Here is a 12,008-nt window from a genome sequence, read left to right as displayed (position 1 = left end):
AATTATGCATCAATTTCTGTAGCATATTGTGCATTTTTTTGAATAAATTCTTTTCTTGGTTCGACTTCTTCACCCATTAACATAGAAAATACTTGATCTGCTTCTATTGCATCTTCTAGTTTAATTTGAAGTAGTGTTCTTTTTGCAGGATCCATTGTGGTATCCCATAATTGTTCTGCATTCATTTCTCCTAAACCTTTATATCTTTGGATAGATGGTTTAGTTTCAATACCTGAAACAATTTCATTTAATTCTTCATCAGTATATGCATACTTTTCATTTCTTCCCCAGCTTACTTTGTAGAGTGGTGGTTGAGCTGCATACACATAACCTGCATCAATTAATGGACGCATATGTCTAAATAAGAATGTCAATAATAAGGTACGAATATGGGCTCCGTCAACGTCAGCATCGGTCATGATTACAATTTTATGATATCTTGCTTTTGTAATATCAAACTCATCTGCAATACCAGTTCCCATTGCTTGAATTAAGTTTACAATTTCTTTGTTGCTTAACATTTTATCTAAGCGTGCTTTTTCAACGTTTAAAACCTTACCACGAAGTGGCATGATTGCTTGGAATTCTGAATCTCTTCCTTGTTTTGCTGAACCACCCGCAGAGTCCCCTTCCACGATATAGATTTCAGATTTTTCTGGATCTTTACTGCGGCAGTCTGCTAATTTAGATGCAAATCCTAGTGCATCAAGTGGTGATTTTCTTCTAGTTAATTCTTTAGCTTTTCTAGCAGCAACACGTGCACGTGTTGCTAGTAATATTTTTTCAACAATCATTTTTGCTTGTTGTGGATTTTCAAGTAGGAAACGTTCAATTGCTTCACTTGTAATTTGAGAAGTGATTGCACGTACTTCTGGGTTTCCTAGTTTTGTTTTTGTTTGTCCCTCAAATTGTGGTTCAGGGTGTTTAACTGAGATAATTGCGGTTAAACCTTCTCTTGTATCTTCACCAGAAATGCTATCATCTTTTTTCATTTTTAGATCATCAGCATATTTTGAAATTACACGTGTTAATGCCATTTTAAAGCCATCTTCGTGCATTCCACCTTCTGTAGTTGAGATGTTATTAGTAAATGAATGTAGGTTAGGTGAATAGCTATCAACAAATTGCAGTGCAAGTTCAACAGTAATACCATCTTGTTCTTTATCTATATAAATAATATCTGGATGTATTTTAGATTTGGATTGATTTAAAAATTTAACATATTCGACAATTCCACCTTCATAGTGAAACGATTCAGCAATAGGCTCATCTGGTCTTGAATCCGTTAAATGAAGTTTCAATCCTTTATTTAAAAAGGCAAGTTGTTGAATTCTATTTTTTAATGTTTCTAAATTATATACAGTTGTTTCTGTAAAGATTTTAGGGTCAGCTAAAAAAGTAATTACAGTACCTGATTTTTCAGTTGTACCTATTGTTTTAAGATCGTATGCAGGAATACCTCTTTCATATCTTTGTTCATAGATAGTACCATCTTTATGAATTTCAACAATAAAGTATTCAGATAATCCGTTAACAACAGATGCACCAACACCATGAAGTCCACCTGAAACTTTATATGAACCTTTATCAAACTTACCACCTGCGTGTAGTGTTGTTAAAATAGTTTCTACTGCTGGACGTCCTGTTTTAGGGTGGATATCCACTGGAATACCACGACCATTATCAGTTACTCTAACAATATTACCTTTTAATATTTCTATATTGATTTCATCAGCATAACCAGCTAAAGCCTCATCTATTGAGTTATCTACGATTTCCCATACTAAATGGTGAAGTCCACGTTCACCGGTTGAACCAATATACATCCCTGGTCTTTTTTTAACAGCTTCTAATCCTTCAAGTATTTGAATATTATCTGCTGTGTAATGTGCGTTATTGTTGTTTGGCATTTATATACATCTCCTTATTGTAATACAATTTTTTGATATTCTAATTCGATTTCAATTGGTACTGCACTTGTTATGAAAACTTGATTATTTTTAGATAGTTGACTTAAAAATAAATTTTGTCTATTTAAGTCTAATTCACTTAATACATCATCTAATAAGAGCACAGCATCTTTACCACTAACTTCTTTTATCCATTCTAAGAGCGCTAATTTCAGTTCTATGACGATTAATCTAGAAGTTCCTTGTGATGCATTGTCTTTAGCATTTAAACCGTTATAAAGTATTTTAAAGTCGTCTTTATGTATACCCGTTGTTGTTGTTTCATAAAAGATGTCTTGCTTTTGTTTTGTTTTTAAATGTTTAAGCCAGTTTTCTTTACTAATGTTTGGATCATAGATGATTTCTATATTGAAGTTTTTATATTTTGATGAGACTTTTTTTAACTTTTCATTTAGCTGATTTATAAATATTTGCCTATCATCAAAAATTTCGGTGCCAACACTATAGAGTTGTTCACCTAAAATGTTTAAGAATGTATAATCAATTAATTCTTTATTTTTCTTTAACAACGTATTTCTTTGTTTGAGTATTTTTTTATATGTGTTTAAGTTTTTTAGATATTTTTTAGATATTTGCATTAATTCCATATCTAAAAAGTATCTTCTTTCTGATGGGCTACCTTTAATGAGCATTAAATCTTCAGGTGCAAACATAACAACGTTTAATCGACCAATATAATCAGATATCTTTCTAAGCTCTTGTTTATTAATCGATGTTCTTTTACCACTACTAGATAAGATGATTTCATTGATTTGGTTTTCTTGAGTTACTTTAACAGCTGCATAAGGTTTATCATATGTAATCATATCTTTTTCATTATTAGTTCTGTGAGACTTTGTTGTTGCTGCAAAATATATTGCTTCTAGAATAGAGGTTTTTCCAACTCCATTTTGTCCTTCGATTATAATTAAAGGTTTCGTAATATTTGTTTGATACTCATTTAAATTTCTAAAGTTTCTGAGTTCAATTTTTTTGATCATTTGATTAAAATATTATTGTTGTTAATCGTAACAACATCACCTTTTTTTATCTTCTTTTTCTTTTCATAAATTTCATTACCATTGAGTAACACTTTGTTTTCAAATAAAAAATACTTCGATTCTCCACCAGAACCGATGTAATCTAAAACCTTTAATAATTGTGTAATTGTAATGTATTCTGATTCTAGTTCAAATTGACTCATTAATTTTACCTCATACCTATTTATATTATAACATAATATAAGGAAAAAGCGCGTTTTTTTAGCGCTTTTGTGTAGATAAATGTTGAAGTTGTCTAAATGATTAAAATCTCTAATTTTGGCAAATTAAGACTGTTTTTGATTTGATGGTTAATTTTGTAGTTAGTTCAAATAAAAAAATCCTTAAACTATTTTTAGTTTTAAGGATTTTTGTTTTTAATCAATTCTAACTGGTAAAATTAGATGTAGAAGGTCTGGATCTTGGTTACCTTTTACAACAAATGGTTTGATTTCTCCTGCGAAATTTAAGGTAACTTCAGATGAGTTAAATGCTTTTAATGCTTCGTTTAGATATTTAGATGAGAATGCGATTGTTATTAAGTCACCGATTACATCTGATGTTGGTATAATTTCTTCTTTTGCATCACCAACTTCACTATTAGTTGATGAAATTTCTATTATTTGATCTGGTCTTAAAGTTAACTTAATGATGTTATAATTTGATTCTCTATCTCTTGGTGATAATAAAGATACACGGTCTACTGCATTTAATAATTCTTCTTTATTAAATGTAATGATTGTAGGAAAATTTGTAGGAATTATTTTAAATGTATCAGGATATGTACCTTCAAGTAATCTTGTTTGGAACCAAATTTTGTTCATTTTGAATAAAACTTTATTTGGATTGATATATACTTCTATATCTTCTTGAACATGATCTAATATTTTTGAAAGTTCATCTAATGATTTATTTGGTATAACAATATTAAATGTTTTAGAATGTGTTCTTAAACTTAAGTTCTTTTGAGATAAGCGGTATGAGTCTGTTGCTACTGCATATAAATGATTATCTTGATATTTAAAATTAACACCTGTTAAAATCGGGCGTTTTTCATTATCTGCTGTTGCGAAGTTTGTTGCTCTAATTACTTCTTTTATCATATCTGATGAAAGAATAACAGGTTCTGTTAAGTCTAAAAAATCTACATCTGGATAATCTTCGATATCCATTAACTTAAGTTTAAATTCAGAACGATCGGCTTTTATTACAAGTAATCTTTCTTCCTGTAGAGCTATTTCTATTCTTTTAGCAGCTACTTTACGAATAATATCGATAAAATAACGACCAGGTAATGCTATTTTTCCTGTTTTATGTACTTTTAGTGAAGGATCATCAACTAGTACTTGAATAGCAATATCAGAGTTAGATGCTGTTAGTTGTATGTAGTCTGAATAAACTTCGAATTTAATTGCATATAAAATAGGTAGTGGTGTTTTATTTGGTAATCCTTTTTGTACATGGATTAAATGATTTAATAAAATATCTCTGTCAATTGTAAAATTCATTTTGTACCCCTTTTATTTATTATTATTTCTATTTTGTTATTATTAGGTGTTGTGGATATGTGGATAACTAGGCTTAATCGCTTTGTATAGTTATTATTTTACCATATTTGTTAACAATTTATGCACATTTTTATTTAAGTAGTGCGGAATCTAATTTCTTGACAATTGAGTCTACAGCAAATTTTAAGTTACCATCCATACGAATATCTTTTTCTACTTTTTCACAAGCTGCAAGTACTGTTGAGTGATCTCTGTCGTTAAATAAAGTTCCAATGGTTTTATAAGGTATGTTGTATTTTAATTTTATTAAATACATTGCAACATGTCTTGGAACAGTAAATTTTGAGTGTCTTTTCTTACCAATTAAATCTGGTAATGAAACTTGGAAGTAATCGGCAACAACACTTTGAATCTTATCATAATTGTTTTCTGTAAGTTCATTGGTTTTCTTTTTAGTTTTTAATACAGCACCTAATGCATCTTCTACAACGTTCATAGTAATTTCTAAGTCGAATGTTTGAGCATAACTTACAAGTCTAATTAAAGCACCTTCCATTTCACGAATGTTTGCAGCAAACTGTGTAGCTATAAAACTTAGTATTTCATCAGAAATCTCGGCATTAGCATCTAAAGTAGCCGTTTTTCTCTTTAAAATGTTTATTCTATGATCTAAATCAGGTACTTGAATATCTACTGATAAACCGGCTTCAAATCTTGTTGTTAATCTTGGCATGATATTTGTTAATTGTGATGCAGGTTTATCAGATGTAATGACAATTTGTTTATTATTTAAATATAAATAGTCAAATAATTTAAAGAATTCCATTTGAGTTTTACTAGCATTTGCCATAATTTGAATATCATCAACTAAAATGACATCAATATCTTTGTATTTTGCATTAAACTCTTCAGTTTTATTTTTATTTCTAGACAATAAGGAGACGAAATCTTCAATAAAGTTGTCTGCTTTGACATAAAGAATACGTTTTTCTACATCATTATCTAATATATAGTTACCGATTGCTTGCATAAGGTGTGTTTTACCTAAACCGACATCACCAAAAATGTAGAATGGATTGGCAACAGCTCCAGGTTGGTCAGCAACCTTCATTGCCATACGAAAAGCAAACATATTTGATTTTCCGACAACAAAAGAGTCAAAGGTATAAGTAGAATTTAAATTACCTTGACGATAGTCTATGGTTAATTGACGATCAGTAACTGGTTCATCATGTTTAACCTCGTCTTCTGAAATAAACTTAAAACGAACCGCTGTTGGTGAATATTTAGATGCGAGTTCATTGATTTTTGCTATATAGAGTTTATTAATTCTGTTTTTTAAAAATTCATTCGCAACGACCATTGTAATTAGACCGTTTGAATCCTTAAATGTAGAAGTTAATGGTAAGAATAACTCATTATAGGTTTCCTCATTATAAAGTTTTTCCAGATCCTTTAATATTGTCTGCCATAGTGTATCATTTGGACTCATTGATGCCTCCCAGAGAAATTATTATATATGTAAAACTATGATAGCATATTAAATTAGTTTATTTCTAAAAAGTTTCCCACAATATTTGTGGATAACTTTTAAACTTTAAAATCATTAAATATTGTAAATGTGGATAAAATTAGGTAATTTGTTGGCTTCTTAAAGCCCTAATTAGTGTTTTATCCACTTTTGAACATTGTGGATAATTTGTGGAAAACTTATCCACAATTTTTATTTAAAAACTGTTGATAAATAATACAATTAAAATAAAATAAAATAAAGCTAATTTTCTGTTTGACATTTGGGCATTCTTTATTTATAATTAATAAGGCTAGGTTTCATAAGAAAGGTGGTTATTGATTATGAAAAGAACATATCAACCAAGTAAAATCAAACATCAAAGAAGACACGGATTTAGAGCTCGTATGGCAACAGCTAACGGACGTAAAGTTCTAGCTAGAAGAAGAGCAAAAGGCCGTCAAACTCTTACTGTTTAATTAAAAATTTGAATAAAGTTAATAAATACCAGGACTACCAGATAATTAACAATTGTTACTTGTTTAAGGTAGTCCTTTATTTTATTTAAGGTGATGTAATGAAAAGAGTGTATTCAATAAAAAGTCAAACCGATATTGATTTAGTTTTTAAAGAAAAAAAATCAGTCGGAAACAAATATTTTGCAATATATATAAAATATCATTTGTTACCACATTTTAAATATGCACTATCTATTGGAAAAAAATATGGCAATGCGGTAGAAAGAAACCAAGCTAAAAGACGCATTAGGTATATTATTTCCCAAAATCAAAAAATGATCAAATCAAATAAGAGTTTTGTCATTGTCGTTAAACCAAGCGTTAACGAACTAAAGTATAAAGAAATAGAGTCGAATTTAATAAAACTACTTATTAAGGCTGACATCTTAAAGAAAGAGGAAACACCAAATGCGTAAAATCTTAGCATTACTTACAGTGTTAGTTTTTGGGTTAGTTCTAGTTGCTTGTGCTCCTGATACAAGTGAAATAGATACATTCTTATCCGCTAACAAAATTGTTTATACACAAGAAGAAATCAATGTTAATGGGCCAATCATTGGAGCCAATGACTTTGAATACTATTCAATTAAAGCAAATAAGACAGCTACAAAAGTTGATGTACCATTAACTGAGATAACTGTAACTCCAAAAGACTTTAACATTTATGAAGTCAAAGTGCGTGGACTTCAATATAATGTATATGTTTACGAAGATAATTTTGAAGATACTGTAAGTGTTCCTACTGCTGTTGCTGTAGCTGCACTAAGCCCAACTTATGGCGTTGAGGATGCACAAACCAAAATTAAAAATGTAACTGACTTATTTTTTACTCCAATTACAAACGAAATTAATTTAACAAATATCAATGTATTATCAGCAACATTTGAAACTACCTCACAAGAAGATGTAGATGTTTCAAATGCTTCAGCGTTCTTAAATAAACCAGAAGGTTATGCTGAAAATGTATTTAAAATGAAATATACGCATAACATGATATTTGATTTAAGAGATGGAAATCAATTAACTGTAAAAAATAATACTTTTAAACCAGCAGATAACCAACTACCAATTCATACAGAAATGGAAAATACATGGTTAGGATATGTCTGGGACTGGATATTTATCATACCAATTTCATTTGTAATGCAATTTTTTGCATCATTATTTGGATTAAGTAGTTTTGGACTAGGTATTTTATTTGCAACAATCATTGTGCGTACAATTGCATGGCCGATTTATGCAAAAGCTAATGATATGTCAATTAAAATGGCACTTGCACAACCTGAGATGACAAAACTTCAAAATAAATATGCACTTAAAAAAGATCCTGCATCACAACAAAAAATGCAAATGGAAATGATGCAAATTTATAAAAAACACAAAATATCAGTACTAGGATGTTTTACTCCAATTCTTCAAATGCCAATCTTCCTTGCGATGTTCCAAACCGTATATCGTATAACTGTTGAAGGTGGTATGTATACAGATAAAGTTGCAACCCGTACAGTATTATTTGGTTTAATAGACCTTACCAAAGGTGGTTATGATGATTTTTGGAGTTATATCTTAGCAATCATTGTTGGTGTAACAATGTGGTTACTTCAAAGATTATCTGCTAAAAAACCAAGTTATGCAAAAAACACTGGTACTCAAGTGAAAACAGAACAAGCTCTTCAACAAGAAAAAACAATGAAAACTGTGTCAACAGTTATGATTGGTATGATGGTATTAACAACACTTACATCAGTTAATGCGTTAGGTTTTTATTGGGTAATTGGTAACTTATATTCAATTGGACAATCATTTATCAACCGTAGATTATCAGAAAAGAAATATGAAAAGTCAAAATCCGCTCAAAGTATAATCTAAAGAAAGGACTAAGACATGTTAAAAAAAGTAGAAATTGAAGCTAAAACACTTCAAGAAGCAACTAAAAAAGCAACCGAATTATTAAGAATATCAGAAGATAAGATTAAATTAGAAGTTGTAAAAGAAAAAAGAGGTTTCCTTGGTGTAGGTAGTTCAGTATTATATGAAGCATCTCCTAATATTGATTTAACAACTGAAGGTAAACTATTTATTGAAGGTATTATTAGTGCACTTGATATTGATGTAAAAATGGAGATACAATCCCCTGATGAATCAACAATATTTTATCGTCTTCAAACAGATGAAAATGCATTATTAATTGGTAAGGATGGTAAAACACTTCTAGCCCTTCAAACATTATTAAGAAATCATTTGTCAAGTTTTACTGATGAGCAATTACTCATCTCACTAGATATTGGTAATTATCATGAGTCTAGAAAAAAACAATTAGAAATACTTGCTACTAAGACTGCAAAAGATGTTGCTAGAAGCCGCATTGCAGTTAAACTAGATCCTATGAATGCATTTGATCGCAGAATCATACACTCTAAATTAAGTGAGTGGCGTGATGTTGAAACCTATTCCGAAGGTGAAGGCGAAAATAGAGCAATTATCATTAAACCTAGAAACAAGTAATAAATCATAAACCACCAAAAAAATGGTGGTTTTTTATATATAAATGAGCTCATTTATAATTTTACAACAGTAAATATAAGAATATAGTAAAAGAAAAGGGATAAAACATGAGTAATTCTTTCCAGTTTTTACGTGGTGAAAATAATTTAGATAGACTACGTCGTTTTAACTTTATTATGGGGTTTTTGCATCTGATTCAAGCAAAGGTAATCCTGCACTAAATCAAGTTCCATGGTTTGTATGGGCTATTGTTGGTACATATTTTGTTGCATTTAATACATTTCCTTTAAACATGACACTTCAATATTTAAAAAGTTGGTAAGTGGAAAGATTATTTATATGGTGAACGCACCTATATTATACTTTCACTTGTTGCTAAATCAATTCTTGCTTGGCTGGTATTATTTGGTGCAATGCAACCATAAGTATAATAATAGATTAATAACTCATCATATTAAAAGGTCTCATTTTTAAAAAGAGACCTTTTAATCATTTTAATATATATAAATCACATAATTTTTATCGTGTTTCTAATCACTTAATATATGAAAAACTAATTACTTAAAAACATCTTTAATACATGTTATAATCTACATATGAAAAAAAGAAAAAAGAGATTAAAAATACTAAAATTAATTGGCTATCTATTTTTATTAATTGTCGCCTACTTTATTGGTGAATCTATTTATGAAAATTATAAGACAGATCAAAAAATAGAAGCATTTAAACAAAGAGCCTATGAAACAGTAGTAGAAGAAAAATATGGTACTACTTATTTTTATCATAAAGTAAAAAGAACCTATGATTACGAAATAGAAGATTCCCGTAATGTTTTTTATGATGAAAATAAAATCGAACCAGGACTTAAAGGTGATATTTTACTTACCTTTCAAGCACCATTTCCTTATATACCTATAATCGATCCAATCATTTCATATTGGTTAGGAGGACATGCAGCACTTGTAAGTGACAATAATAAAATTATTCAATCTACAGGTATGACATCTAATGGCTTACTAGATTTATCAACGATGTTTAGTGTTATATTACACCGTGGATATGATGAAACAAATAAGTTTGGTGTATCTGTTCAAGAGGTAAGAAACTACTGGTTAAAACCTACAAGAAATGAAACACACGCCGAATATCCCTATTATGGAGAATATTATAGAACTGAAATACTTACTACAAGACTAAAATATAAAGATCAATCAAAAAAAGATGAAGAAATAGATATTGCAGTTAACTTTGGAAAGAATCAAGTAGACCGAGGACTTTATAATTATCTATTCATATTCGATACAAAAAACAAATTTTACTGTTCAGATTTAATTACACGTGCATTTAACGATATTAATAGAGTAAATGATACCGATTATAATATTGATGAAGATGGCTTTATTCCATCAATTCATGACATATTATTATCTGATGATATTTATATTACAATCTATAAAGAAACTAAATCAGACGGTATTCATATATATTATTTAGAAGATGTAATTTGAGGTATTTAAATGTTAACGGATAAACAATTAATCATATTAATAGCAGGTTTGATTGTAATTATAGTTATGATAGGTATCTTTATACTATTAATTATTAAAAAGATAAATAAAAAACCTCAAAACGAAGATATATTTAATCAATTAGAAAAATTAAAACAAGAAGTATCACACCAACTAGAATTAATGAATTTAAAATCTAAAAGTGATATTAAAAATGAACTAAATATTTTCAAAGATGCAATTTCATCTAAAGTTACACTCGATGTTACATCTATTAACGAAAAGGTGGAAAATAGACTTAAAGAAGGATTTTCTACAACAGATAAAATATTTAAAGAGATGGCAGAAAGATTATTAATCATCGACACTACTCAAAAAAACATAGAGAAATTATCGATTAATGTCGACGATTTATCAAAATTATTATCAGATAAACAGCTACGTGGTGCGTATGGTGAGGCACAACTTTATCAAATATTAGATAATGTATTAGGTACCAATAATAAAGTAGTTTATGAAAAACAAAAAAAACTATCAACTAATGTTATTGTTGATGCCATAGTTTATGGACCAGAAGGAATTGGGAATATACCTATAGACTCAAAATTTCCACTAGAAAATTATTCACTCATGAATAACGAAAATCTTACAAACGATGAAAGATTAAATGCACGTAAAGAATTTAGAAACAATATAAAAACACACATAGATAATATTTCTAAAAAATATATTATAGACGGAGAAACTTCACTTCAAGCCCTCATGTTTATACCAAGTGAAGCTGTTTTTATAGAAATACAATCAAATTTTAGTGATTTAATTGAGTATGCTCAAAAATCTAAAATATGGATAGTCTCACCAAATACTTTAGTATACATGCTAACTATGATACTCGTTATCGGACAACACGTTGAACGCCAAAATAATGTAGAAAAAATGTTATATGAATTAAAAAATTTAAATGATGATTATAAAAGACTCTTTGATCGTTGGGTTCAACTAAATAAAATTATTAATCATTTAAATGAGCAAGTTAAACTTGTTGACATTCCGATTGAAAAATTAAAAAAGAAAGTTAACCTCATTGAAAAAGCAGAATTTGATTCACTTAATGAAAATAAACACATAAGTGATTGAATTATAAAATAAAATGATACAATAGAATCAATCAAATAAATACAAATCATACAAAGTAAACAAGTAATTTATTATATATTTAAAAAAGAGAGTTAATGATCGGTGAAAATTAACAAATATAAATAAATGAATAACCCTACTTTAGAGACGGAAGAAAGCAAGTAATTGTAAGTAGAACCGCTTCGAGGAACAAAACCTCGTTACCAAATATATTTGAGGGCTAAAAGATTAATTCTTTTAGAACTAAGGTGGTACCGCGATATTTAAATTCGTCCTTAGGCAAAGTTTTTGTCTAAGGACTTTTATTATATATAAATAAAAAGGAGTAAATAA

General features: G+C 28.9%; 11 protein-coding genes and 1 pseudogene. 7 read left to right on the top strand and 5 right to left on the bottom strand.

Features of this window, described 5'->3' with window-relative positions:
• Positions 1-2 precede the first annotated feature (2 nt).
• The 5 genes from gyrB to dnaA form a co-directional block, all read right to left on the bottom strand.
• Positions 3-1,910 carry a DNA topoisomerase (ATP-hydrolyzing) subunit B gene (gyrB, locus tag G324_RS0103405; RefSeq protein ID WP_025724998.1) on the bottom strand — a complete coding sequence of 636 codons (1,908 nt, stop codon included), beginning with the start codon at positions 1,908-1,910 and terminating at the stop codon, positions 3-5.
• Positions 1,911-1,924: 14 nt separating this feature from the next.
• Positions 1,925-2,950 (bottom strand): DNA replication/repair protein RecF, encoded by a 1,026-nt coding sequence (recF, locus tag G324_RS07240; RefSeq protein ID WP_035357265.1) that lies wholly within the window; start codon positions 2,948-2,950, stop codon positions 1,925-1,927.
• Positions 2,947-3,153, bottom strand: a complete 207-nt coding sequence (locus G324_RS07235) for an RNA-binding S4 domain-containing protein (RefSeq protein WP_162146861.1) — start codon at positions 3,151-3,153, stop codon at positions 2,947-2,949. The genes recF and G324_RS07235 overlap by 4 nt, the downstream gene beginning before the upstream one ends.
• Before the next feature lie 213 nt (positions 3,154-3,366).
• Entirely contained in the window at positions 3,367-4,497 is a 1,131-nt protein-coding gene (dnaN, locus tag G324_RS0103390) for a DNA polymerase III subunit beta (RefSeq protein ID WP_025724996.1), read from the bottom strand.
• Positions 4,498-4,627: 130 nt separating this feature from the next.
• Positions 4,628-5,989, bottom strand: a complete 1,362-nt coding sequence (gene dnaA / locus G324_RS0103385; RefSeq protein WP_025724995.1) for a chromosomal replication initiator protein DnaA — start codon at positions 5,987-5,989, stop codon at positions 4,628-4,630.
• 362 nt (positions 5,990-6,351) lie between these two features.
• Here dnaA and rpmH point away from each other — a divergent pair, with 362 nt between their 5' ends.
• From rpmH to G324_RS07225, 7 genes and pseudogenes are all read left to right on the top strand, one after another.
• On the top strand, positions 6,352-6,486 hold the full coding sequence (gene rpmH, locus G324_RS0103380) for a 50S ribosomal protein L34 (protein ID WP_025724994.1): 135 nt from the start codon (positions 6,352-6,354) through the stop codon (positions 6,484-6,486).
• Positions 6,487-6,584: 98 nt separating this feature from the next.
• Positions 6,585-6,941, top strand: coding sequence for a ribonuclease P protein component (gene rnpA, locus G324_RS0103375; RefSeq protein ID WP_025724993.1), 357 nt, complete (start codon positions 6,585-6,587; stop codon positions 6,939-6,941).
• Positions 6,934-8,394: a YidC/Oxa1 family membrane protein insertase gene (locus G324_RS07685; protein WP_025724992.1), complete on the top strand. Its 1,461-nt coding sequence runs from the start codon at positions 6,934-6,936 to the stop codon at positions 8,392-8,394. The genes rnpA and G324_RS07685 overlap by 8 nt, the downstream gene beginning before the upstream one ends.
• A 15-nt stretch (positions 8,395-8,409) precedes the next feature.
• Positions 8,410-9,030, top strand: a complete 621-nt coding sequence (gene jag, locus G324_RS0103365) for an RNA-binding cell elongation regulator Jag/EloR (protein ID WP_025724991.1) — start codon at positions 8,410-8,412, stop codon at positions 9,028-9,030.
• A gap of 208 nt (positions 9,031-9,238) precedes the next feature.
• Positions 9,239-9,455, top strand: a pseudogene (gene heR, locus G324_RS08155) (heliorhodopsin HeR); the annotation flags it as partial.
• A gap of 171 nt (positions 9,456-9,626) precedes the next feature.
• Complete coding sequence (locus tag G324_RS0103355) at positions 9,627-10,538, top strand: hypothetical protein (protein WP_162146860.1); 912 nt, start codon at positions 9,627-9,629, stop codon at positions 10,536-10,538.
• A 9-nt stretch (positions 10,539-10,547) separates the two neighbouring features.
• Positions 10,548-11,675, top strand: a complete 1,128-nt coding sequence (locus G324_RS07225; protein WP_162146859.1) for a DNA recombination protein RmuC — start codon at positions 10,548-10,550, stop codon at positions 11,673-11,675.
• The last annotated feature ends 333 nt before the right edge of the window (positions 11,676-12,008 follow it).

The organism is Acholeplasma granularum ATCC 19168 (assembly GCF_000526235.1).
Taxonomy (GTDB): Bacteria; Bacillota_I; Bacilli_A; order Acholeplasmatales; family Acholeplasmataceae; genus Acholeplasma; species Acholeplasma granularum.
This window is presented reverse-complemented; position numbering and strand designations above follow the sequence as displayed.

Bases quoted from the DNA above. Each gene is read 5' to 3' on its own strand.
- gyrB (WP_025724998.1), bottom strand. From the start codon at position 1,910: ATGCCAAACAACAATAACGCACATTACACAGCAGATAATATTCAAATA.
- recF (WP_035357265.1), bottom strand. From the start codon at position 2,950: ATGATCAAAAAAATTGAACTCAGAAACTTTAGAAATTTAAATGAGTAT.
- G324_RS07235 (WP_162146861.1), bottom strand. From the start codon at position 3,153: ATGAGTCAATTTGAACTAGAATCAGAATACATTACAATTACACAATTA.
- dnaN (WP_025724996.1), bottom strand. From the start codon at position 4,497: ATGAATTTTACAATTGACAGAGATATTTTATTAAATCATTTAATCCAT.
- dnaA (WP_025724995.1), bottom strand. From the start codon at position 5,989: ATGAGTCCAAATGATACACTATGGCAGACAATATTAAAGGATCTGGAA.
- rpmH (WP_025724994.1), top strand. From the start codon at position 6,352: ATGAAAAGAACATATCAACCAAGTAAAATCAAACATCAAAGAAGACAC.
- rnpA (WP_025724993.1), top strand. From the start codon at position 6,585: ATGAAAAGAGTGTATTCAATAAAAAGTCAAACCGATATTGATTTAGTT.
- G324_RS07685 (WP_025724992.1), top strand. From the start codon at position 6,934: ATGCGTAAAATCTTAGCATTACTTACAGTGTTAGTTTTTGGGTTAGTT.
- jag (WP_025724991.1), top strand. From the start codon at position 8,410: ATGTTAAAAAAAGTAGAAATTGAAGCTAAAACACTTCAAGAAGCAACT.
- G324_RS0103355 (WP_162146860.1), top strand. From the start codon at position 9,627: ATGAAAAAAAGAAAAAAGAGATTAAAAATACTAAAATTAATTGGCTAT.
- G324_RS07225 (WP_162146859.1), top strand. From the start codon at position 10,548: ATGTTAACGGATAAACAATTAATCATATTAATAGCAGGTTTGATTGTA.